Below are 22,648 nucleotides of genomic sequence, written 5' to 3' on the forward strand. Positions count from 1 at the left end.
TATGAGTGCCTTGGTGGCACTCACGCTGCGCACCATGGCGGCCTCCCGGCGCGACGCTGACCTGCTTTTCGCGGCGCTGGCCCCCGTGGGCTGCTTCCTCGGGTTCACCCTGGTACTGGGCGGCCTCATTCACACCGGTTCGATGACCTATTCGCAATATGTTCTTCCGGTGGTGATCGTGCAGGCGATGCTCTTCGGAGCGATGACCACGGCAGACCGGGCGGCACGAGACCGGTTGTCCGGCTTCGGGTCTCGGCTGCGTACGCTACCGGTTTCCGCGGCGGTACCGCTGGCCGCGCGGATGCTCTATTGCTTCATACGCTCGGTCATTGCGCTGGCCGCCACGTTCGCCATCGGGTGGTCGTTTGGTTTCCGGATAAACGGCGGCCCAGGCGATTCCGTGCTGTTTGTGATTATCGTCGTGGCGTTCGCGATGGCGGTGTGCCTCGGCGCGGACGCCCTCGGCTCCCGGGCCGGCTCCGTCGAATCGTCGAGCCAATTGTTACTGCTCCCCCAACTGGTCCTGGTGCTGTTGTCCACCGGCATCGCTCCCGCGGAATCATTCCCGGCCTGGCTTGGACCGTTCATTCGCAACCAACCGGTGTCCCAGGTCACCGAGACGCTGCGCGGCCTTTCCGCCGGTGACGTCGCCGGCACGAAGCTGGCCGTGACGTCGGCGTGGTGCCTTGGGTTGCTGGCGGTTTTCGGCGGACTCGCGGTGCGCATGCAGCGGCGCGTCAGCGCGGGAAGTTCGGGCGCGGCCCGGTTCGCCGGCAAGGCGCGTCGGGACGCCATACCGGCGGGAGACCCGGCTGCGGGCCAGCCCGCGATGACGGTGAACACAGATGCGCCGCAAGGGGTGTCGTATGTGACATCGTTGACGGCCTTCGCCAGCCAGAGCGCTTCGGAGGCGGGGCGGCTGCTGCGCCGCTGGCGACGCGACCCGATCGTCGCGGTGCAAGCGCTGTTGTTTCCGACCTTTCTCCTCATCATCTACAAGCTGCTGGTGGGCAAAGCCGTCCTGGCCGTCACCGGACACGACAGCCTGTACGGGCTGGTCCCGATGTGCGCGGTGGTCGGCGCCGTGTTCGGAACTCTCGGAGCCGGTTTGGCGTTGCCATCAGAACGGGAAGCCGGCGTGTTGACCAGGCTGTGGGTGCAGCCGGTTCATCGGGCCAGCACCGTGGCGGGCCGGCTGGTCGCCGAGGCCGCCCGTACCACCACGTCAGCCGTCGTCCTCACCATCTTCGGGATCGCCCTGGGTCTGCGATTCAACTACGGCTGGATCGCAATGCTGGCCTTCGTGCTGGTGCCCGTGGCGATTTCGGCGGGAATGGCGACACTGGTCATCGCCATCGCCGCCCGCGCGGACGGCAAGGCGATGGTGACCTGGCTGGGCGCGGCATGCGTGGTGCTGCTGTTCCTCAACACCGGGGTCGCGCCCGCCCAGGCGTTTCCGGGCTGGCTGCAACCCGTGGTGCGGTTTTCACCCATATCACCGACCATCGAGGCGATGCGCGCGCTCGCGGAGGGCGGGCCGGTGCTGTCGCCGCTGTGGCAGGCCGGGCTGTGGGGCGGTGTACTCGTCGCGGTGTTCGCGCCGGCGGCGGTGCGCGGGTATCGCGCTGCGGCCGAGGCGGGGTGCTAGTGACGAGGCTGGCTCTGCTGGACCAGGCCGCTTTCCTACGGCTGCGCGCCATCGGTCAAGGCAGCACGGTGCAGTGCACGTGGATCTACGATCGCGACGTCAATATCGACGGATTACAGTCCTTTGCAGACAATCTCGGTGCCGGTCTGCTCGGACGCCGGATCGAGCGCTCACCGCTGCCGTTCGGGCGTCACCGCTGGGTAGTCGACCACAGCTCGCCCGAGATCGCATACGAACCACGGCAACCCCGGAGCGAGATCGGACCTTGGCTCGAAAGACGCGCACGCGTGCGGGTGGACCCCGAGCACGGCCCGGCGTTTCACCTCGGCGTCCTGCCGCTCGACGACGGCGGTGCGGCGGTCACCCTGGTGGCATCGCATTGCGTTGTCGACGGACTCGGTATGGCAAGGGCAGTCGCCGAAGCGGTGAAGGGGGAACGACGCAATCTCGGCTATGCACGGCCGAATTCGCGCAGCCGGTGGCGCGCGGTGGTTGAGGATCTGGCTGACGCCGTGGCCGCCCTGCCGGCCGCAATCCGCGCGCTGATCGCGACTCTGGTGATATTGGCCCGGGCATCGTCCGGTCAGCAGGGTCAGTCGCAGGCGCGGCGGCACCTCGTCCCGTTAGACGATGGCGAGAACGCATTGCCGTCGGTGGCAATCCAGATCGACGATGCGGCATGGGAAGCGCGGGCGCGCAGCCTCAACGGAAGTAGCAACTCGCTGTTCATCGCATTCGCGGTCCGCCTGGCGCACCGGATGGGCAGGGTACTGCCCGACGGTAACTCGGTGACCGTCGTGCTTCCGGTCAGCGACCGCACCGCCGACGACGACCGCGCCAACGCGCTGACCTCGATCACGCTCACCGTCGATGGCCGAGCGGTGGCCACCGACTTGGGCGTGGTGCGCGGCGACGTCAAAAGACTGCTGGCATCCATGGTCGAGCGCCCCAACGAAATGCTCGCCGGACTGCCCCTCATCCCCTTCACTCCGCGCTGGTTGGTCCGGCAGGCCGAAGGCATCGCGATGTCGACCGATCAACTGCCGGTGGGCTGCTCCAACCTTGGCCGGTTTGATGCCTCCTTCGGCCGCATCGATGGTGCGGATGCATCCGAGGTGTCCATGCGCCTGGTCGAGCAGGGCATCACCCGCAGCCGCATCGAGCAGACGCACGGCCAATTGTTCTGCAGCACAGGAACGATCAACGGCAGCCGGTTTGTCGACGTCATTGCCTACCACAGCGGCTCTGACAATACCGCGACCGCTACGCGCGAGCTGGTGTGTAGCGCGCTGGCCGAACTGCAGCTGCCCGCCACCAACATCCGCGAGGGCCGGACTTGACCGTGGACGCGGGCCTTGCGGTGAAGGAACATACCCGGCCTCATCTTCTGTACGGCGGTGCCGGCGTGGCGATTGCGGCTTGGTCGGCCGTGGTGCTGTGGTTCGCGATCAAGGTCGTCCCGCTTGACGTCTACTGGATGTCGTATTACACGGCCGACTACCGAGAGGGCTTTGTCCGCCGCGGGCTCGCCGGTGAGCTGGTTCATTTGGTCCCGGGACACTACTTCGCGGCCACGCTCGGTCTGCGGTGGCTGTCCACGGCGATCTACCTATGCGGCTTGGCGACGGTCGCTGGTGTGGTGCTGTTCGGCCGTCATCGGTCGAAGCGCCGGCTCCTGGTTGCGATGGTGATTCCGCTGCTGCCGTTCGGTGTTCCGTTTGCGGCCTTTTCGGCTCGACCGGACTTGTTCGGTGGCGCGGCGCTGGCGCTGTTCAGCTCGGCGTTGGTGTTCGCACGTTCGCGCGCTGTCGCGATGGGGTGTTGCGTGGCCTACGGTGTCGCTATCGCCGTGCTGACGCTGGTGCACGAGGCGATAGGGCTGCAGTTCGCGCTGGGCGCCGTGCTGGCGATCCTCGTCCTGGGCGGTGCGCTGGGAAACAGGCAGCGTCTTGGCGTGCTGGCGGCCGTGACGCCGGGGGTTCTCGTCGCGGCTGTGGTGGCGGCGTTCGGTCGTCACCACATCGCCTCCCGACTATGTGCGGCCGTACCGCATCATCTGATGGCCAACCCGTTCGCCACGGTCACGTCGCCGCGGACGCTGATGCGCTTCGTGATTGACGGCAAGGCCAGTCAGACTGACTATCACGACTGGGTGTGCCGCAACGTGATGCCGTACTACGACAACGGAATCGTGGACGCCATCCGCACCGTGGGCGACATCGGCGCACTCGGCCTCACCGTCTCGTTGATTTTCGGTGCGGCAGCCGCCGCGGTGACGATGTGGGGGCTGAGCGAACTTTCGGGGGTACCGCTGCCTGCGTTCGTCGAGGCGCTGCAGGGCCGGATGGCCTGGGTTGCCGCCGGCGTGCTGTTGATCGTCCCGGTGTTCCTCACCGGCTACGACTGGACCCGCTGGCTGACCATCGTGGCGTTCGACGTCGCGATCGTGTTCGTTCTCTTCGCGGCGCGTCGACCGGAGATCGAGCAAGAGCCCACACCAAAGACGTTGCGGCTGTTCATTCTTCTCGTCACCGGTTTCGCGCTGATCCCGGTGGGCGCCGTTCCGGGTTTCGGCGGACCGCGAATGGTCTGACCGGCGACACCTGCTCGGCGGGGACGGGTCACTGATCATTAGCGACCATGGTTTACCGCTACGCGCGGGAATTTTTCGGCGCTCGGAGTTCAACAGGGCACCTCTTAGACCGCGAGCCTGCAATACGTCAATTGTGGCGGGCCTCAACGGTTCGCCTGCCTGCAAACCCATCGTTCGCGATACCGACCGGCACTCTCCGGACGGTATCGTATTGTCACAACTCGACTCGGATCGCCCGCTCCGGGCAGCTCGCCGCACCCTCGATGGCCTTCTCCAGCAGGCTGGCGTCGACGTGGGGCTTGACGACAACGCAGTAGCCCTCGGAATCGGGTTGGTATATCTCTGGCGCATGGGAGTAGCACACACCCCATCCCATACAGCGATTCCGGTTGACGACCACTCGGACCAACTCGCTTTCGTCCATCTGGGCCGCAGCGAAGCGGGTGCGCACGTGATCCTGTGTGGCTGGGGTCAGTCCCCGTTTGGTGATGAGGTTGACCGCGCGATCTACCAGCTGAGCGTTGGTGGCAGCCCGGAATACCAACGGGCAATCCCCGATTCCCACTCGAATGCCCAGCCCACGGTCCAACGCATGCTCCCAAAGCTCTTGACAAAGTTCGGCGGAGCTCATCGCATACGGCACGACGACGATTTCGTGATCGATCCACTTTGGGATACGGGAGACCAGATAGTCGATGGTGCCGGGATCCGGATCGCTATAGGACACCCAACGATCGGAAAAGAATAGCTTGATGTTCAGTGGCTGCCTCAAGATACCGATGCGGGCGGCCAGGATCACCCAACGTAAGTCGACCGCGTTGAACACAGCGATGCTGGGTACCAGTCCCAGCTTGGTGAACCGATCGAGTTCGGGCGGATACGATGGATGTGAACCGTTCAGGCATTCGGAGTCGAAATCAACTGCCTCGAACTGGTTCTCGTCTTCCGACCACAAGACGCGCTTAACGTGCCGAGCCGGGTCGAATGGCGCGAGCAATAACCCGGTACCGGCCGGCGGGCGCTCGGCCAACGCCCAGATGTGCTCGAAGCTACTGGCGTAGCTGGGGTAGGCCAGCGCGTCAACCTCGCGGGCCGCAGAGGCCAAGATGGTGCGTGAAACCTCGTCGTCGGCCCAGGCTTGCCGACCGTCGTCGTAGCGGGCATGGTAATGGACCGCGGTTGCTCCGTGCTGAATGCACTCCACCACATCGCGTGCTGTCTCTTTAACGCCGTAGGGCACATTCGGGTTTTCGTCTTTACTGGCCCCCTCGTTCACCCCGACTTCGAGGTGCACCCTGCCGTCATCGCGAAAACTCACAACTTGCTGCCTTTCTTTGCAGGTATCCGTAGCCGGTATTCGGCTTGAAGCAGTCAGCGGATGGCGCGAACGGTTCACATCATCGAGTCCGATGCTGCCGCGCAGATTGGTCGCCGGTCATCCAACGGCAACTCGGTAGCGAATTGAGAGGTGCGCTCCGGCCTTGCGCACCGGTGCCTTACCATGCGGGAATATCGCGGAAGTACCACTGTCAACAGTTCTTTCGGAATGGTATCGCGTGGCCGCCTCAGTTCGAATTACCAGGTCAACGAGGGACGAGCCGGTGCGGCGGCCAACCATCTGGCTCGCGTTCCCCGACCACCAGCCGGCCTTACTGGGCGGACTCGGACGGCATTAAGGTTGCACGTCAAGCACTTTGGCGATCGCGGCAAAGCACATCGGAGTGGGCCCCGCCTTCGATACCCGCAGAACATCGCGGCGGCGACCGGACGGCATCCTCGCGTGACATGGCAATCGCGCTCACGCTCACTGAGGGTCTTGCTCGGGCAGACTGGCAACCAGCGGTGTGTCGACGCCGAGCGCACCCATCTTGGCCGCCCCGCCCGGTGACCCCAGGGGCTCGTCACGGCCACTAAGGGTTTCGGTGAAGAACGCCGCGTTGTCCGCTTGATAAGGCTGCAATTCCTCGGGCAGGTCGTCCTCGTAGTAGATGGCCTCAACGGGGCAAACGGGTTCGCACGCCCCACAATCCACGCACTCGTCAGGATGGATGTACAGTGCCCTGCCGCCCTCGTAAATGCAGTCCACCGGGCACTCCTCCACGCATGCCCGGTCCATTACGTCAACGCATGGCTTCCCGATCACATATGCCATGAGGTAGAGTTTACACAAGTGCGTTTGTATAAACTAGACGGAGTGTGAGCTCCCCATGATTGACAGGGAAACCTACTTTCTGCGCCCGCAGGATGATCACGACGCCGACAAACAGCCTGATTCGTTGCCGAGCGCCGCGGCCACTAGCCCGTGCGATGGTCAAAACGCCACGCTGAAAGGCGGCGTCGGCGATCAGAGCCATGACCCGGGCTATCGCTCAGAATTGCTCCTGGCCGAGAACATCGTCGACCCGGAGACCTGGGCCGGCGGGATGGAAGACAAGCGGGCGATCGCACCGCGTCTACGCGTCGGTCGTGACAGATGGTTAAATCTGTTGTGGCTCATTCCTATTGGGTTCATTTTGCTGCTCGCTGCGGTGGCGGCGGGCAAAGGCCTGCACAACATGCCGGCGGTGCAGGCATTCATCCAGAGGTATCCGGGCACCCCGCCGCCTTCCGGGATGAGCCCGGGTATCCCCGCCTGGGTGGGCTGGACGCACTTCTTCAACCTGTTCCTGATGATCTTCATCATCCGCTCCGGAATTCAGATCCTGTGCGACCATCCCCGGCTTTACTTCAGCCGCAATTCCACCCCGGGTAAGGACGAGTGGCTGCGGGTGGCAAAGCCCGTGCCGGATGACCCGCTGTGGACCGCCAAGGACGACTCAGTCGGCCTGCCCGGTCAATTGGGGCTACCGGGAATTCGTCACTCGATCGGACTAGCACGATGGTGGCACCTTGGCATAGACGTCTTGTGGTTACTCAACGGGGCGGTCTTCTACGTGCTGTTGTTCGTTACCGGCCAATGGCGGCACGTCGTGCCGACCAGCTGGGACGTCTTTCCCAATGCGGCATCGGTTGCGATCCAATACCTATCGCTGAACTGGCCGACGGACAACACGTGGGTTGCCTACAACGCACTGCAGCTGCTGGCGTACTTCACCACCGTCTTCATCGCCGCACCGCTCGCAGTCATTACCGGTCTCGGCATGTCGCCCGCCCTCTCGATGCGTTTCACGACGATCAGTAAGAGGTTGAGCATCCAGGCCGCCCGCTCACTGCATTTCCTGGTGCTGGTGTATTTCCTGTTGTTCATCGTCGTCCACGTCACGTTCGTCTTCACTACCGACGCATTGCGCAACCTCAACCACATGTTCGCGGCCCGCGACGACAACGGCTGGGTCGGCTTCGCGATCTTCAGCGTGGCTATGACGGTCGTCATCGTCGGCTGGGTGGCCGCCACGCCGCTCACCTATCGCCACCCCCGCGTGGTGCAACGGGTCGGCTACGCGCTCGTCGGGCCGCTGCAGCGGCTATTCGAGCACACCAACCCCAGGCCGGGTGCGTTCACCGACGAGGAGATCTCACCGTACTTGTGGCACAACGGCACCTACCCGGAAAGCGTTGAATACAAAGAATTAGAAAATAACAACTTCGTGGGTTGGCGGCTGCGCGTCTACGGCCTCGTCGAGCATCCGACCGAGTTCTCCCTGGCCGACTTGCATGAGCTGCCCTACCACGAACAAATCACCCAACACTTCTGCATCCAGGGCTGGTCGGGCGTCGCCAAATGGGGTGGCGTGTCGATGCAGACGATCATGGATATCGTCAAACCGTTGCCCGAGGCCAAATGGGTGGTGTTCTACTCACTGGGCGCCGGGGCGGATGGCGGAATCTACTACGTCGCACATCCGATCGAGCAGATGAGCCACCACCTGACCATGCTGGCCTACGACATGAACGACGAACCGGTGAGCTACGGCCACGGCGCGCCGTTGCGGCTGCGCAACGAGCTCCAGCACGGCTTCCGGCATGTGAAGTGGATCAAGGGCATTGAGTTCATCGCACACTACTCAGAGCTGGGAAGCGGCTACGGCGGCTACAACGAAGACCACGAATACTTCGGACGTCACCAAACAATCTGACGCGCGCGGGGACTACCGGCGCCATCGGTCAAGGCGGAAGCCTTCCCTACCGCGCACACATGAGCTAGAGTTTATACAAGTCCGATTGTAAAAATGCGGGAGGGCGCTAAGCCCATGGCCGACAAGGAACTCGACGTGCGGCGGCAGCCCATGTCCGAGCTGCCGCGAGCCTCGACGAACACCGCCGATATCGCGGACCGTTACGCAGCACCGAACGCCCGAGTGGCCAGGAAGTCCGACGTCGGCGAACGCAACCTGGACTGGAATGTCCTCACGTTGGCACCGAACGGCGAAAGCTGCACCGCCACCGAAGCCGACGTCGACGTCTTGATCCATGTGCTGTTCGGAAGCGGCCTGCTCACCACCGAAGAGGGCACGATCCAGCTGAAGCCGGGTTCCCTGTTGTGGCTGCCAAGTCGCTCGCGGCCACACTTCACCGCCGGCCCGAACGGACTTCGCTACCTGACTGTGAACCAAAAATGGAAAATCCTGCCCCCATAGTCGAGGACGCGATGGCAACTGAAATCGTACCGCGAAAATTGTTGGCTCACCGGCCATTTCCTGCGAGGCAGGGGCCGACCGGGAGCCTGGCCTACAGACTGATCACGACTACCGATCACAAACTGATCGGCATCCTGTACTGCGTCGCCTGCTTCACCTTTTTCTTTATTGGCGGACTGTTGGCGCTATTGATGCGCGCCGAACTCGCCGCGCCGGGGTTGCAGTTCTTTTCCAACGAGCAGTACAACCAGCTGTTCACCATGCACGGCACCATCATGTTGCTGTTTTACGCCACCCCCGTCGTGTTCGGGTTTGCCAACCTCGTTCTGCCGCTACAGATCGGTGCACCCGACGTGGCCTTCCCGCGGCTCAACGCCTTGTCATTCTGGCTGTTTGTGTCCGGCGCGCTGATTGCGCTGGGGGGCTTCATCACCCCGGGCGGGGCCGCTGATTTCGGATGGACCGCCTACACGCCGCTATCCGACGCCGTCCACAGTCCGGGTGCGGGAGCCGACCTGTGGATCCTGGGTCTGGCGGTCGCCGGTTTGGGCACCATTTTGGGTGCGGTCAACATGATTACCACGGTGGTGTGCCTGCGCGCGCCGGGTATGACCATGTTCCGATTGCCGATCTTCACCTGGAACATCCTCATCACCTCGATCATGGTGTTGATCATCTTTCCCCTGCTGACCGCGGCGTTGTTCGGGCTGGCTGCCGATCGGCACCTGGGCGCCCACATCTACGACACGGCCAACGGCGGGACAATCCTGTGGCAGCACCTGTTCTGGTTCTTCGGGCATCCTGAGGTCTACGTCATCGCCCTGCCGTTCTTCGGCATCATCAGCGAGGTGTTGCCGGTGTTCGCCCGCAAACCGATCTTCGGCTACACCACACTGGTCTACGCGACGATGAGCATCGCCGGACTCTCGACCGCGGTGTGGGCACACCACATGTTCGCCACCGGAGCGGTGCTGCTGCCGTTCTTCTCATTCATGAGTTATCTCATCGCGGTGCCGACCGGGATCAAGTTCGTCAATTGGATCGGCACCCTCTGGAAAGGCCAACTGACCTTTGAAACCCCGATGTTGTTCGCGGTGGGCTTCATGGTGACGTTTCTGCTGGGTGGGTTGTCCGGGGTCATGCTGGCCAGCCCCCCGATCGACTTTCACGTCACCGACTCGTATTTCGTTGTCGCGCATTTTCACTACGTGCTGTTCGGCACCATCGTGTTCTCCACGTTCGCCGGCATCTACTTCTGGTTCCCGAAGATGACCGGACGGTTGCTCGACGAAAGGTTGGGCAAGCTGCATTTCTGGCTGACCCTGATCGGCTTTCACACCACGTTTTTGGTGCAGCACTGGCTGGGCAACATGGGCATGCCCCGCCGCTACGCGGACTACTTGCCCACCGACGGCTTCACCGCATTGAACGTGGTCTCCACCATCGGGGCGTTGATCCTGGGTGCGTCGATGCTGCCGTTCGTCTGGAATGTGTTCAGAAGCTGGCGCTATGGGGCACCGGTCGCCGTCGATGACCCGTGGGGACACGGTAATTCGCTGGAGTGGGCGACCAGTTGCCCGCCGCCGCGGCACAACTTCACCGAGTTGCCGCGCATCCGTTCCGAGCGGCCCGCCTTCGAGCTGCACTACCCGCACATGGTCGAACGGATGCGCAGCGAGCGACACGTCGGGCACAACGTTGGCGCCGATGCCGCTGCCGAACATGAAAGCACCGTGAGCGTACGGAGGAGCTGATGGCCTACAACGGGACCATCCGGGTGTGGCGCGGCGACGAGCAGGGTGGCGAACTCCATGACTTCACCGTCGAGATCAACGAGGGTGAAGTCGTGCTAGACGTCATCCACCGGCTGCAGGCCACGCAAGTGCCCGACCTGGCGGTGCGCTGGAACTGCAAGGCGGGCAAATGCGGTTCCTGCTCGGCGGAGATCAACGGCTATCCAAAGTTGATGTGCATGACTCGCATGTCGACCTTCGCCGAGGACGAGGTTGTCACGGTCACCCCGATGCGAGCCTTCCCGGTAATTCGCGATCTCGTTACCGACGTCTCGTTCAACTATGAAAAAGCCAGAGAAATACCGTCTTTCGCGCCACCCAAGGATCTACGGCCCGGCGAATACCGGATGGCCCAAGCCGACGTCCAGCGCTCGCAGGAGTTCCGCAAGTGCATCGAGTGCTTCCTGTGCCAAGACGTCTGCCACGTGATCCGTGACCACGACGACAACAAGCGAGTGTATGCCGGACCGCGCATGTTCATTCGCCTCGCCGAACTGGAAATGCACCCACTCGATACCGCCGACCGTCGAGACCTCGCCCAGGACCAGCAGGGCCTGGGACTGTGCAACATCACCAAGTGCTGCACCGAGGTCTGCCCGGAGCACATCAAGATCACCGACAACGCCATCATCCCCATGAAGGAACGCGTCGCGGGTCGCAGGTATGACCCGGCGGTCTGGCTGGGGCGCAAGCTCTTCCGCCGGTAGCACGCCACGAGAGCGTTCAGCGCGCGACCGCGGTGTCGAGTTCTGGTGTGTCCGTGCCCGTCAACCGGCGGTGCATGGCCCAGGCGATCCTGGCGCCCTGAATCTTCGCGCGTTCGGCGATGGGTCCTTGGAACATCGCGTCGACGGTCTCGTTCCACACCGTAAGCCAGCGGACAAAGTGGCGGCTGCTCAACGGGGTTCGCCGATGGATGTGCCGGTGGGCGTGCAGGGCGCTGCCGCGGTAGAGTCCGGCACGGAACAGGGCGGTCTCCCAAAAGTCGGCCATCACCGGGATGTGCGAGTCCAGGCCCTTGCTTCGCAACTCCTCGAAAGGCTCGACGAGCACATCGTCGACCATCACCCGGCCGTAAAACCGGCGCAAGAGCGCCTCGACGTCCGCGCGGGTAGCGAGATCTGCGATCCCTTGGCCGACCGGGGCGCACAAGTTAGTCACGCGCGATCACCCTGGCGAGACAGAGTTCAGGTTCGACGAAGGGTTCCAGCTCGGCGTGCATCGCAGGCGCGGAACCAACCGGCTCCGTCGGGCCCGCCAGGCCCTGCAACAGCCCGCGGTGCAGGGCGCACGCCACCTCCGGGTGATGACGGGCCATATCACGGACCGGGCAACTGTGCAGGCGGATGGTCCGCTGGTTGCCGGGAGTCGACTTCCCGGGCGGGACCAGCTCGGGACCGAATCCCATGCGGTCGAACACCGTCGTGATCATCCCCGATCGCTCTTCAGCGGCTTTTCTGAGTGTAAGGCGCTGTGGAACATGTTGCCCCGCAATATCTTCGTGGGAGTCGTCCTCCGTGATCCGCTCAGCCCATCGCCGGCCGGCGGCTTCGGCGCGGCGGCGCCGCTTGTCGACGGTGTCACCGAGTTCCAGCGCCAATATCTCGGCCAGGATTCGATAGTCCAGCCGCTCGCGCACCGCGCTGTAGCCGGTGCGGGGGCGGCCCACGCCGGCGCGCGTGATCCGGGTGCGCTCAACGAGCCCCTCGGCGCACAACGCGTCAAGATGAAAGCGCACGGTCGTCGTGTGCAGTCCGAGCCGGGCGCCGAGTTCGGCCGCGTCGATCGGTCCGTCGTGCTCGCGCACCAGTTCCAGAACTCGTAGGCGCTGCCGGTTGCGTTCCCCGCGGTGCGGCCGCCCGGCCTCGTCCTCGTTGTGCTCGCCCACCCCATCAGCCCTCTCGTCCGGTTGCCTTTCAGCTATTTAGAGGATATTATTCATTAATAATAGCACTGAACGCCCTGGCGTCTCCACTAACGCGACGACCTTGGGGCAGCAGGGAAACCGGAGGTGCGCCGTGTCGGACACCATGTTGGAAACTACGGTCATGGAGAACGCGGTCCGGATCGCCTGCCGTGCCCCGTCGCTGTACAACACCCAGCCGTGGCGCTGGGTGACAGACGGCGCCGGGCTGGACCTGCTTCTCGATACGAGCCGCGTCGTGCACACGGACCGATCGACGCGAGAGGCCCACATCGGCTGCGGCGGGGCGCTCGATCATCTTCGGGTGGCGATGGCGGCCGCGGGCTGGATCGCCGATGTCGAGCGATTTCCCGATCCAGCTAATCCGGCCCACCTGGCGCGGGTGAAATTCGTTCCCGCGGAAGGCGTGACCGACGAGCAGCGTCGCCGCGCCGACGCGATGCTGAAACGCCGGACCGATCGGCTGCCATTCCTAGCGCCGGTCGACTGGGAATCGTTCGAGCCCCTGCTACGCGGCGGGATCGACGGCAGTGGGGTGTGCTTGGACGTGCTACCGGAGGAGACGCGTCCGCGCCTGGCCGAGGCAGCCGAGTTCACCGAGTCGCTGCGTCTGTACGATTCTCCGTATCATCTCGAACTCGATTGGTGGACAGCCCCGTTCGAAGTATCCGAGGGCATCCCCTATAGCTCGCTGATCTCGGTCGCCGAGTCTCATCGGGTAGGCGTCAATCGCCACTTTCCCTTCACCCGCAACCTGGACAGGCGCGCCGGGATCACGCGAGATTTCTCGAAGATCTTGATGCTGTCCACCGAGGACGACACCCACGCCAACGCGCTGGCGTGCGGCGAGGCGCTGTCGCGTGTCCTGCTGGAATGCACGATGGCCGGCTTGGCCACCTGCACGGTCTCGCAACTGACGGAACTGTCGGTCAGCCGTGAACTGCTCGCGGCGATCACGGGTCACACCGACCTGCCCCAGGTCCTGATCCGGGTGGGTGTCGCACCGGCACTCGACGGGACGCCGCCGCCCACGCCGCGGCGGGCGCTCGCCGACGTGTTGCGACGCAAGAGCTGAGTCTCGGCGGTGGCGACCCCACGCGGTCCGTCGCCGGTTCGCTCGGGGCGCTGTCGGTATCGACAGCCGCTCGTGGCGACCTGGCGGTTTCGACACCCGCGGTTCCGAACTCGCTTACAGGTTGAAGCTTGGGTCGACGTAACCGGACGACCAGTAGGGCAAGCATCCGTAATACCCACAGACGCGGCTCTGGTAGTCACGATTGTTGACCAGTTCTGCCTCATATGCCGGTGCCCCGCAGATGTGATCGTGCGCATCGCCGACGAAGACATCATCACTGGTGGTCGCCTCGATCACGTCGACTGGGATGAAAAACGTCTTTTCGCCGATGCCGAGAAGGCCACCATGGTCGACGAGGAGGAAACGGGGCTTGCGTTCACGGTCGTCCACGAAGACGTCATGCACCCTGCCGAAGTGTTTGTGGTCCTTGTCCTTTACCTGCCGTCCACGCATGTCGTCGGTGGCGTTGGTGACCTTCACAACCGTACCCGTGAGCTTGATGAGAGTGGTGTCAGCCTCAGTTGTCATCGGCACTCCTGGTCAACAGCGGGCATCGAGATGGCTCAACGTTGCCGCGCACTCGACGGGCATATAACGTGCCGTCAGCTGATTGTGACTGGATGGTCAGCTGCGGCATGCACCCAGTATGCGGCCGGCTCGCAAGAGGATGTTCGTCGAATTCTGGCGGTTCACTCGGGCCGGTGTGCCAACCTGCCACTCTTGCCCACGTACTCAATTGGCGTAGGCTCGGATCACCCGCCGGGCAGCCCGTAAGGGGGTTTCTCATGGCCTCGGACAGCTTTGGAACGCGTGATCAACTCACCGTCGGCGGGACCACTTACCAGATCCATCGGCTGGCACGGATCGACGGCGCGGACCGGTTGCCCTACAGCTTGAAGGTCTTGCTGGAGAACCTGTTACGCAACGAGGACGGTCGCCTGGTGACGGCCGAGCAGATCGACGCACTGGCGGCGTGGGATCCGATTGCCAAGCATGGGCGGGAGGTGGCCTACACCCCGGCGCGGGTGCTGATGCAGGACTTCACCGGGGTGCCGTGCGTGGTGGACCTGGTGGCGATGCGCGACGCCATCACCGATCTGGGCGGTGACACCAAACGCATCAATCCGCTGTGCCCGACCGAGCTGGTGATCGACCACTCGGTGATCGCCGACGTCTTCGGCCGTCCAGATGCGTTCCGCATCAACGCCGAATTGGAATTCGACCGCAACGCCGAGCGCTACCAATTGCTGCGTTGGGCGCAGCAGGCCTTCGCGGACTTTCGCGTGGTGCCCCCGGACACCGGCATCTGCCACCAGGTGAACCTCGAATACCTGGCCCGGGTGGTGTTCACTCGTGACACCCCGGACGGAACGCTGGCCTACCCCGACACGTTGGTCGGCACCGACTCGCACACTCCGATGGTCAACGGGTTGGGCGTGTTGGGCTGGGGCGTCGGTGGCATCGAAGCCGAAGCGGCCATGCTCGGGCAACCGATGAGCATGCTGATTCCGCAAGTGCTGGGCCTGAAGCTGACCGGTGAGCTATCAGCGGGGACCACCGCCACCGACCTGGTGCTCACCGTGGCCGAGCTGCTGCGCCGGACCGGTGTTGTCGGTAAGTTCGTCGAGTTCTACGGGCCCGGGGTGGCGAACGTGCCGCTGGCCAACCGGGCCACCATCGGCAACATGAGCCCCGAGTACGGGGCGACCTGCGCGATTTTCCCGATCGACGATGTCACCCTGGACTACCTGCGGCTGACCGGCCGCTCCGGACACCAGATCCGGCTCGTGCGGGCCTATGCCATGGAACAGGGGCTCTGGCACGATCCCGGCCACGAGCCGACGTTCTCGCAGACTCTCGAACTCGACCTGAGCTCGGTGGAACCGTCGATCGCCGGGCCCAAACGACCGCAGGACCGCATTTCGCTGCGGGTAGCTCCACACACGGTCGCCGCGCTGCTCAACGGCGCCGAGACCACCACGGAGGCGTTGTCGGCTCTGGACAAAGCGTCGGCGGACTCATTTCCGGCTAGCGACCCGATCGCCTTTGGCGATCACGCCCAGCCGGAAGGCAAACCACGCGCGCCCTGGGACGACGGCGAGAAGCTCCCGTGGGTGACCGCGCCGACACCGGTCGAGTTTGCCGACGGCACCCGCGCGGAAATCGACAATGGACATGTGGTGATCGCCGCGATCACCTCGTGCACCAACACCTCCAACCCGTCGGTGATGGTGGGCGCGGCGCTGCTGGCGAAAAAGGCGGTGCAAAAAGGGTTGACCCGCAAACCGTGGGTCAAGACCTCGCTGGCGCCCGGGTCCCGCGTCGTCACCGGTTATTACGAAAGGGCCGGGCTCACACCGTATCTGGACAAGCTCGGCTTCAACCTGGTCGGCTACGGCTGCACCACCTGCATCGGCAATTCCGGGCCGCTGATCCCCGAGGTGAGCCAGGCGGTGACCGACAACGACCTGACGGTCTGCTCGGTGCTGTCGGGTAACCGCAATTTCGAGGGGCGTATCCACCCGGAGACCAGAATGAACTTTCTTGCATCGCCACTGCTGGTGGTCGCCTACGCATTAGCCGGCACGCTGCGCACCAACCTGCTTCAAGACCCGATTGGCACCGGCAGCGACGGCCAACCGGTGTACCTGCGCGACATCTGGCCCTCGAACGAGGAAATCAGTGCAGTTGTCGACGACAACCTGCGGGCCGAGATGTTCACCAAGAGCTATGCCGACGTGTACGCCGGGGACGATCGCTGGCGTTCGCTGTTGATCCCCGACAGCGCCACCTTCCAGTGGGACCCCGAGTCGACGTATGTGCGCAAGCCGCCGTACTTCGACGGCATGCCCCCCGACCCCGAGCCGGTCGGCGACCTCACCGCCGCCCGGGTGCTCGCCAAGCTCGGCGACTCGGTCACCACCGATCACATCAGCCCGGCCGGCTCGATCAAGGCCGACTCACCCGCGGGAAAGTACTTGTCCGAACGTGGGATTGCCCGCAAGGACTTCAACTCCTACGGCTCGCGGCGCGGCAATCACGAGGTGATGATCCGCGGCACCTTCGCCAATATCCGGCTGCGCAACCAGCTCGCCCCGGGCACCGAAGGCGGATGGACGCGCGACTTCACCCAGCCCGACGGCCCGGTGGCGACCATTTACGACGCATCGGTGAACTACGCCAAGGCCGGTACGCCCCTGGTCATCCTCGCCGGCAAGGAATACGGCTCCGGGTCGTCGCGCGACTGGGCGGCCAAGGGCACCGCCCTGCTCGGTGTGCACGCGGTGATCGCCGAGTCCTACGAACGGATCCACCGCTCCAACCTCATCGGGATGGGTGTGCTGCCACTGCAATTCCCCGAGGGGAAAAGCGCGGACTCGCTAGGGTTGACCGGCGAGGAGACCGTCGACATCACCGGCATTACCGCGCTCAACGAGACCATCCCCGACACCGTGCACGTCAAAGCCAGCGGCGTCGAGTTCGACACGGCCGTGCGCATCGACACCCCGGGCGAGGCCGACTACTACCGCCGCGGCGGCATCATGCAATACGTCCTGCGCCAACTGCTCGGCACCGAATCGTCCGCTTAGGAGCACACCCATGACTCCGGAAACGGCCGCGCCTCATGTTCTGATCGTGGGTTCCGGGTTCGTCGATAATGCGATTAGCCAGTCAGGACGTCCTGAAGAAGGAAACGGGAAGGGCTAGCCATGGCCGAGGATATGTACCACCCAACCACCCCCGAAATCCACTATCTCCGTAGGGAACTCGCTCCTCACACGCATGACGCGTTCGAGGCGTTCAGCCGTGCGGTGTTCGCCGATGGCGCCCTGCCGGAGAAAACCAAACAGCTGATTGCGGTCGCGGTCGCGCACACCACCCAATGTCCGTACTGCATCCGGGGCCATACCGGGCTCGCCCACCGGAAAGGCAACAGCGACCAAGAAATCATGGAGGCAGTCTGGGTCGCGGCCGAGATGCGGGCCGGCGGCGCCTACGCCCACGCCACGTTGGCGCTCGAGGAACTGGCCACATAGCCGCATGCCTCCCATCGTCGCGGACCGCGCCGCAGACATCGCCAAGGTCGAGACAGTTCCGCTGCGTATCCCGCTCAAGGTGGGCACCACGCCCGGAGCGTCGCTCTGGGGCGACACGCTCTCCGCAGCAGACTCGCTGCTCGTCAAGGTGACAACCCGCGAGGGAGTGGAAGGCTGGGGAGAAGCCTTCGGTTTTCGTGCTGTCGATTCGGCCAAGCTTGCCGTCGACGAACTGATCGCGCCGCTCTGCGTTGGCCGGGACGCCACTCGAATCGGGCCCCTGATGCTGGAGATTCAGAAGAAGCTGCACGTTTTCGGGCGCGGCGGTGCGTTGACCTACGGGCTCTCGGCGGTAGACATCGCCCTGTGGGATATCGTCGGTAAGCTCGCCAACGCTCCGGTCTCCAAGCTCCTCGGCGGCGCACTGACCACTATGCCTTGCTATGCAAGTCTGGCCTGCTATACCGATCCCTCGCTGGTCCGCGCCGTGGTTCGGCAAGCAATGGATGCCGGCTTTCAAGTGCTCAAGCTGCACGAAGCGGGCATCTCGGCAATCGTCGCAGCCCGCGAGGAAGCCGGCCCCGACGTGGAACTGATCGTGGACGCCGGCTGCCCCTGGACCTTGACTCAAGCCGGTGCATGCGCTCGGGAACTCAAGGCGGTTCGGCTCAAATTCCTCGAGGAGCCGCTGTGGCCGCCGGAGAATTTCGACGGCCTCGCCGCACTGCGCAGAACCACCGGCATCCCACTGTCGGCCGGCGAGAACGCTTCCACCCTACTGGAATTCGAGCGAATGCTCGCCGCCGGGGCGGTGGACTTTGTTCAGCCAAGCCCGGCCAAGATGGGAGGGATTACCGAGTTGTGCAAGGTTTTTCCCCTCGCGGCCGTCCATAACATCCCGGTGATGACGCACTCCTTCTACGATGGCCCCGGGTTGCTCGCGGCGCTTCATGTCACCGCTGCGCTGGGCACCGCCGACTCCATGATCGAGTGGCGCTGGTTCGATCTGGAAGCATCCATCTATGGCGATGCCCTGACCCCGCAGGCGGGCCGGCTCACCGTCCCGCAGGGGCCGGGCCTGGGAATCGACCCCGATCCTGAGGTCATACACGCCTACCGGCGGGAATCGGCACCATGACGACGGCGGCTACCTCAGCAACCTCAATCCCTTTGCGCTCAGACGAGAATGCGTAACGGGTGTTCGAGCAGCTTCACCAGGTCCGCTAGGAATTCTGCGGCCATGGCACCGTCGAGGACGCGGTGATCGATGGACAAAGTCAGCTTCATTCTGGCTACGGCCGTGAATTGACCGTCTCGGACGACGACCTTCTCTTGCAGGGCACCGACCGCGAGGATTGCGGCCTCGGGCGGGTTGATGACGGCGGTGAAGTGGTCGATGCCGTACATCCCGAGGTTGCTGATCGTGAAGGTGCCACCGATCATTTCGTCGGATGTGAGCTTGCCGGCGCGCGCCCGTCCGATGAGGTCATGGGTCTCTGCGCCAACCTCGTTGAGGCTCTTGCGGTCCGCATCGCGGATGACGGGTACCACAAGTCCACCGCCGGTGGCGACGGCGCAACCGATGTTCACATGGCCGTGGTGCACCAGGTGATCACCGCCCCATGAGGAATTGACGTAGGGGTGATCACGCAGGGTCACCGCGCAGGCGCGGATCAGCAGATCGGTAACGCTGATTTTCGGCCAGGCGTCCGAAAACTCCGCTTTCAGGTCGGTGCGCAACCTTTGCAGCGCGCCGGCATCGGCGACCATGGTGAGGTAGAAGTGCGGTGTGGCGGCGCTTTCGGTGAGCCGCTGTGCCGTGATCCGGCGTATCGACGACAGCGATATTCGCTCGTCGGCTTCGTTGCCGTTGGCCATGGCCGATGGCGGCTCGACGGCGGCCGGGCGCCGGTCGATGACGGCTTCGATATCTTTGCGCACGATGCGTCCACCGGGGCCGGTGCCAGTCACACTGGCAAGGTTAATTCCGTGTTCAAGCGCCAGGGTGCGGACGAGCGGGGTGGCGCGCACCTGAGCGGCAGGCGTCGAGGGCGGGGCAGGACCGGATTCAGCGGGCAACGCACGGGATGCGGATGAGACGGCTTGCCCACCAACAGGTTTAGTTGTCGCACCCACCGCCTCGTCGTCGATGACCGCGATCGGCCGGCCGATGGGGACGGTGCTACCGGCTGGGGCGATGATGCGGGTCAGCACCCCGCTGTCGTACGCCTCGAGTTCCATGGTGGCCTTGTCGGTCTCGATCTCGGCAAGCACGTCCCCACACTGGACGGTGTCACCCTCGTGCTTGAGCCATTGGTTACAATCCCTTCGGTCATGGTGTCCGACAACCGCGGCATCAGCACGTCTGGCATGACGGCCCCTCTCTAGTAGGCGAACCGGCTGGCGTCGAGAACTTCGCCGATGACCTTGGTCAGGTCGGCGGCGTCGGGCAGGGCCGCGAGCTCGAGCGGCTTCGCATAGGGCAGGGGCACTTCGGGGGCCGCGACGCGGCGGATCGGGGCATCGAGATAATCGAACGCACCTTCGGCGATCGTTGCCGCGATCTCCGCACCGACTCCGTAGCTGAGCCAGTCGTCTTCGAGGATGACGGCCCTGCTCGTCTTGCGCACCGAGACGCAGATCGTCTCGCGGTCCAGGGGCCGCAGGCTGCGCAGGTCGACGACTTCGACGGACACGCCGTTGGCCTCGAACTGGCGGGCGACATCCAAAGCGATCACCGTTGCCCGCGAGTAGGCGATGACGGTGAGGTCCGTTCCCGGCTTGATGACCGAGGCCGTCCCGATCTGACCGACCTGCTCGCCGTCGGGAACCTCGCCTTTGGTGTTGTACAGTGCCAGATTCTCCAATAACAACACCGGATCATCGTCACGCACGCCGGCGCTCAGCAGCGCCTTGGCATCGGCCGGGGTGGCGGGGGTGAGCACTTTCATTCCGGGCACGTGCGCGTAGAAGACCTCCAAGTTCTGCGAGTGAGTCGCCGCCAGCTGTTGCCCGCCGCCGCCCGGGGTGCGGATCACCAGCGGCACCGACACCTGGCCCGCGAACATCGCATGCATCTTGGCGGCGTGATTGACGATCTGGTCGAGCGCCAACAGGCTGAAATTGATGGTCATGATCTCGACGATCGGCCGCATGCCGAGCATTGCCGCACCGATCGCGGCACCAGCCGCGCAATGTCTCCGCAGGCTCATCGGCCACGATCGGAGTGGGGCGGATCGTCATTGCCCTCCTGCTTCCCTGCTGTCGCTCAACGAATTAGGCGGTGAGACGGCTACTTACGCTCCCGGCGGCTGCTCCTGCAACTCGAATTGCGTGCCCTTCGCGTGACACTTCGGACATGTCGCGGGGGGATGCACGCCGCGCACCGGCTCACCGCAGACCTGACACGCCCATTCGGTGGCCATCACAGCCACCAGGTCATGGCGGCTCACGATCCCGACCAGGCGGCCCTCCCGCACCACCGGGACCCGGCGGATACGCCGGTCGATCAGAAGATGCCGGATATCGTCGGCAGCGCTGTCCGGGGTCACGGTGATCACCGCCGTCGTCATCAAATCGCTCGCGACCGCGCCTGCCTTGATCAGCAGGTCGTGCTCACTGACAAGCCCCAAAAGCGTGCCCGCCCGGTCGACCACGGGCAGCCCACTGATCCCGTGCCGGATGAGGATGTCAGCCAACTGTTGTGTCGATGCATTGGGCGGCACGGTGATCACCGGCGAGGTCATGATGTCACCGGCTGTCACGTGTGGCAGCGAAACCGCGGTGCTGTCCTGCGGATCCACCCTCGCAGGGTACGCCCGGTGGGCGCCGAAGATTAAGAGTCTTCGTGAAAGGTGAACGTCCTGGCCCACCGTCATCGCTCGCTCCCGACGATCGCTCTGGTCAGTGCGCGTGCCGCGGGCTAGAGTTTACACAAGTATCACTTGTAAAAACCTCACGTGCCCTAGAAAGGGGTCAACGAGCATGAGCATTGCCGAACGGGCCACGCAGACCACATGGGAAGGCCCGCTGGCCTCTGGTGAAGGCACGCTGTCGCGGGGCAGCAGCGCAGCTCTGGATGGCCTACCGTTGACGTGGGCCTCCCGGACTGAGCAGCCGGGCGGTAAGACCAGCCCCGAAGAGCTGGCGGCGGCGGCACACTCGTCGTGTTTCGCGATGGCGCTGGCGTTGAAGTTGGGCGAAAACCACACGCCGCCACAGCGACTCGATGTCACGGCCACCGTCATCCTGGACGCGGTCGATGGAATCCCGACGATCACCACGTCGCGGTTGAAAGTCCGGGCGCAGGTCGCGGGCCTGGACGACGAAGCGTTCGCCACCGTGGTGGGCCAGGCCGCTGCCCTGTGTCCGGTATCGCGATTGTTCGCCGGTGCCACGATCAGCGTCGATGCCGAGCTCGACGAGAACGAATCCGCCAGCTCCGCGGGCTGACGCAGAGGAGCACGCGATGCCCAGCCTGACCTTGGCTGCCGAGCTGACGAGGGAACACCGCGAGATCGACGCTGCAATAGAGACTTTCATGGAGAAGCTCGATTGCGGCGGCATCCAGCACGAGCTCCTAACCGAGACATTGGAAGCGCTGCGCCGGCACATCTACCTCGAAGAGGTGTTCCTGTTCCCTCCGCTCCGGGACGCCGGGATCGTGATGCCGATCTTCGTGATGATGCGCGAGCATGGTCAGCTGTGGCGCACCATGGATGCACTCACGGATCTGCTCGCTGACGGAAACGACAACTTGCGGCTGAGGGATACGTGCGTGCAGCTGCTGGACCAACTTCACCAGCACAACTCAAAAGAGGAGCCGGTCATCTATCCCAACGCCGACACCGACGTACCACCACAAACGAGCGCGGAACTGCGCCGGTTCATCGAGACCGGCCGCGCCCCGGATGGATGGGTATGCCAGCAAGCCGGTGGGTGAGGTTCGACTGTTGTGCTCTCCCAGCCCATCCGACAGCCGGAGTCGGACTAAAGGAGGAT

Annotated in this window: 21 protein-coding genes and 1 pseudogene; 13 read left to right on the forward strand and 9 right to left on the reverse strand. The window is 64.2% G+C overall.

Features of this window, described 5'->3' with window-relative positions; translation table 11 throughout:
* Position 1 precedes the first annotated feature (1 nt).
* Genes G6N50_RS10165 through G6N50_RS10175 form a run of 3 tightly spaced genes read left to right on the forward strand, consistent with a single transcriptional unit; the run spans position 2 to position 4,241 of the window.
* Entirely contained in the window at positions 2 to 1,648 is a 1,647-nt protein-coding gene (locus tag G6N50_RS10165; protein WP_083095690.1) for an ABC transporter permease, read from the forward strand.
* The gene (locus G6N50_RS10170) at positions 1,648 to 2,988 is read left to right on the forward strand and encodes a hypothetical protein (protein WP_083095688.1); all 1,341 of its coding nucleotides are present in this window, start codon (positions 1,648 to 1,650) and stop codon (positions 2,986 to 2,988) included. The genes G6N50_RS10165 and G6N50_RS10170 overlap by 1 nt, the downstream gene beginning before the upstream one ends.
* On the forward strand, positions 2,985 to 4,241 hold the full coding sequence (locus tag G6N50_RS10175; RefSeq protein WP_083095685.1) for a hypothetical protein: 1,257 nt from the start codon (positions 2,985 to 2,987) through the stop codon (positions 4,239 to 4,241). The genes G6N50_RS10170 and G6N50_RS10175 overlap by 4 nt, the downstream gene beginning before the upstream one ends.
* Before the next feature lie 214 nt (positions 4,242 to 4,455).
* On the opposite strand, the gene G6N50_RS10180 is transcribed toward G6N50_RS10175, so the two are convergent.
* Together G6N50_RS10180 and fdxA are read right to left on the reverse strand one after the other, a co-directional pair.
* Positions 4,456 to 5,637, reverse strand: a complete 1,182-nt coding sequence (locus G6N50_RS10180; protein ID WP_232068926.1) for a 3-keto-5-aminohexanoate cleavage protein — start codon at positions 5,635 to 5,637, stop codon at positions 4,456 to 4,458.
* Between the two features lie 408 nt (positions 5,638 to 6,045).
* The gene (fdxA, locus tag G6N50_RS10185) at positions 6,046 to 6,393 is read right to left on the reverse strand and encodes a ferredoxin (protein ID WP_083095681.1); all 348 of its coding nucleotides are present in this window, start codon (positions 6,391 to 6,393) and stop codon (positions 6,046 to 6,048) included.
* A 55-nt stretch (positions 6,394 to 6,448) separates the two neighbouring features.
* On the opposite strand from fdxA, the gene G6N50_RS10190 reads away from it, so the two are divergent.
* From G6N50_RS10190 to G6N50_RS10205, 4 genes are all read left to right on the forward strand, one after another.
* Entirely contained in the window at positions 6,449 to 8,317 is a 1,869-nt protein-coding gene (locus G6N50_RS10190) for a molybdopterin-dependent oxidoreductase (protein ID WP_083095679.1), read from the forward strand.
* 114 nt (positions 8,318 to 8,431) lie between these two features.
* On the forward strand, positions 8,432 to 8,818 hold the full coding sequence (locus G6N50_RS10195; RefSeq protein WP_232068927.1) for a hypothetical protein: 387 nt from the start codon (positions 8,432 to 8,434) through the stop codon (positions 8,816 to 8,818).
* 11 nt (positions 8,819 to 8,829) lie between these two features.
* Complete coding sequence (gene ctaD, locus G6N50_RS10200) at positions 8,830 to 10,572, forward strand: aa3-type cytochrome oxidase subunit I (RefSeq protein WP_083095673.1); 1,743 nt, start codon at positions 8,830 to 8,832, stop codon at positions 10,570 to 10,572.
* Positions 10,572 to 11,318 carry a succinate dehydrogenase/fumarate reductase iron-sulfur subunit gene (locus tag G6N50_RS10205; protein WP_083095670.1) on the forward strand — a complete coding sequence of 249 codons (747 nt, stop codon included), beginning with the start codon at positions 10,572 to 10,574 and terminating at the stop codon, positions 11,316 to 11,318. Before ctaD ends, G6N50_RS10205 begins: the two co-directional genes overlap by 1 nt.
* Before the next feature lie 16 nt (positions 11,319 to 11,334).
* Here G6N50_RS10205 and G6N50_RS10210 read toward each other — a convergent pair whose 3' ends face one another.
* Both G6N50_RS10210 and G6N50_RS10215 read right to left on the reverse strand, forming a co-directional pair.
* Positions 11,335 to 11,772: a group III truncated hemoglobin gene (locus tag G6N50_RS10210; protein ID WP_083095668.1), complete on the reverse strand. Its 438-nt coding sequence runs from the start codon at positions 11,770 to 11,772 to the stop codon at positions 11,335 to 11,337.
* Positions 11,765 to 12,499 (reverse strand): helix-turn-helix transcriptional regulator, encoded by a 735-nt coding sequence (locus G6N50_RS10215; RefSeq protein ID WP_083095665.1) that lies wholly within the window; start codon positions 12,497 to 12,499, stop codon positions 11,765 to 11,767. The genes G6N50_RS10210 and G6N50_RS10215 overlap by 8 nt, the downstream gene beginning before the upstream one ends.
* Positions 12,500 to 12,629: 130 nt before the next feature.
* Here G6N50_RS10215 and G6N50_RS10220 point away from each other — a divergent pair, with 130 nt between their 5' ends.
* Positions 12,630 to 13,610 carry an Acg family FMN-binding oxidoreductase gene (locus G6N50_RS10220; RefSeq protein ID WP_083095663.1) on the forward strand — a complete coding sequence of 327 codons (981 nt, stop codon included), beginning with the start codon at positions 12,630 to 12,632 and terminating at the stop codon, positions 13,608 to 13,610.
* Between the two features lie 114 nt (positions 13,611 to 13,724).
* Here the strand turns inward: G6N50_RS10220 and G6N50_RS10225 are convergent, their stop codons facing one another.
* Positions 13,725 to 14,138, reverse strand: a complete 414-nt coding sequence (locus G6N50_RS10225; RefSeq protein ID WP_083095661.1) for a PRC-barrel domain-containing protein — start codon at positions 14,136 to 14,138, stop codon at positions 13,725 to 13,727.
* A 257-nt stretch (positions 14,139 to 14,395) separates the two neighbouring features.
* Between G6N50_RS10225 and acnA the strand changes: the two genes are divergently transcribed.
* The 3 genes from acnA (at position 14,396) to G6N50_RS10240 (ending at position 18,785) form a co-directional block, all read left to right on the forward strand.
* Complete coding sequence (acnA, locus tag G6N50_RS10230; protein ID WP_083095659.1) at positions 14,396 to 17,200, forward strand: aconitate hydratase; 2,805 nt, start codon at positions 14,396 to 14,398, stop codon at positions 17,198 to 17,200.
* Positions 17,201 to 17,320: 120 nt separating this feature from the next.
* The gene (locus G6N50_RS10235) at positions 17,321 to 17,647 is read left to right on the forward strand and encodes a carboxymuconolactone decarboxylase family protein (RefSeq protein ID WP_083095657.1); all 327 of its coding nucleotides are present in this window, start codon (positions 17,321 to 17,323) and stop codon (positions 17,645 to 17,647) included.
* Positions 17,648 to 17,651: 4 nt separating this feature from the next.
* Positions 17,652 to 18,785: a mandelate racemase/muconate lactonizing enzyme family protein gene (locus G6N50_RS10240; RefSeq protein WP_083095655.1), complete on the forward strand. Its 1,134-nt coding sequence runs from the start codon at positions 17,652 to 17,654 to the stop codon at positions 18,783 to 18,785.
* A 38-nt stretch (positions 18,786 to 18,823) separates the two neighbouring features.
* On the opposite strand, the gene G6N50_RS30065 is transcribed toward G6N50_RS10240, so the two are convergent.
* The 4 genes and pseudogenes from G6N50_RS30065 to G6N50_RS10255 all read right to left on the reverse strand — a co-directional run bounded on the left by G6N50_RS30065 (position 18,824) and on the right by G6N50_RS10255 (position 21,450).
* Complete coding sequence (locus G6N50_RS30065; protein WP_276053931.1) at positions 18,824 to 19,525, reverse strand: dihydrolipoamide acetyltransferase family protein; 702 nt, start codon at positions 19,523 to 19,525, stop codon at positions 18,824 to 18,826.
* A 57-nt stretch (positions 19,526 to 19,582) separates the two neighbouring features.
* A pseudogene (locus tag G6N50_RS30070) lies at positions 19,583 to 19,957 on the reverse strand (biotin/lipoyl-containing protein); the annotation flags it as partial.
* Between the two features lie 74 nt (positions 19,958 to 20,031).
* Positions 20,032 to 20,859 carry an alpha-ketoacid dehydrogenase subunit beta gene (locus G6N50_RS10250; protein ID WP_083095652.1) on the reverse strand — a complete coding sequence of 276 codons (828 nt, stop codon included), beginning with the start codon at positions 20,857 to 20,859 and terminating at the stop codon, positions 20,032 to 20,034.
* A gap of 84 nt (positions 20,860 to 20,943) precedes the next feature.
* Entirely contained in the window at positions 20,944 to 21,450 is a 507-nt protein-coding gene (locus G6N50_RS10255) for a CBS domain-containing protein (RefSeq protein ID WP_197748061.1), read from the reverse strand.
* 181 nt (positions 21,451 to 21,631) lie between these two features.
* Here G6N50_RS10255 and G6N50_RS10260 point away from each other — a divergent pair, with 181 nt between their 5' ends.
* Together G6N50_RS10260 and G6N50_RS10265 are read left to right on the forward strand one after the other, a co-directional pair.
* The gene (locus tag G6N50_RS10260; protein ID WP_083095648.1) at positions 21,632 to 22,099 is read left to right on the forward strand and encodes an OsmC family peroxiredoxin; all 468 of its coding nucleotides are present in this window, start codon (positions 21,632 to 21,634) and stop codon (positions 22,097 to 22,099) included.
* Between the two features lie 16 nt (positions 22,100 to 22,115).
* On the forward strand, positions 22,116 to 22,589 hold the full coding sequence (locus tag G6N50_RS10265; RefSeq protein ID WP_083095646.1) for a hemerythrin domain-containing protein: 474 nt from the start codon (positions 22,116 to 22,118) through the stop codon (positions 22,587 to 22,589).
* Positions 22,590 to 22,648: the final 59 nt, after the last annotated feature.

Origin of the sequence: Mycobacterium mantenii, assembly GCF_010731775.1 — a bacterium.
In the GTDB taxonomy this organism is placed as follows: domain Bacteria; phylum Actinomycetota; class Actinomycetes; order Mycobacteriales; family Mycobacteriaceae; genus Mycobacterium; species Mycobacterium mantenii.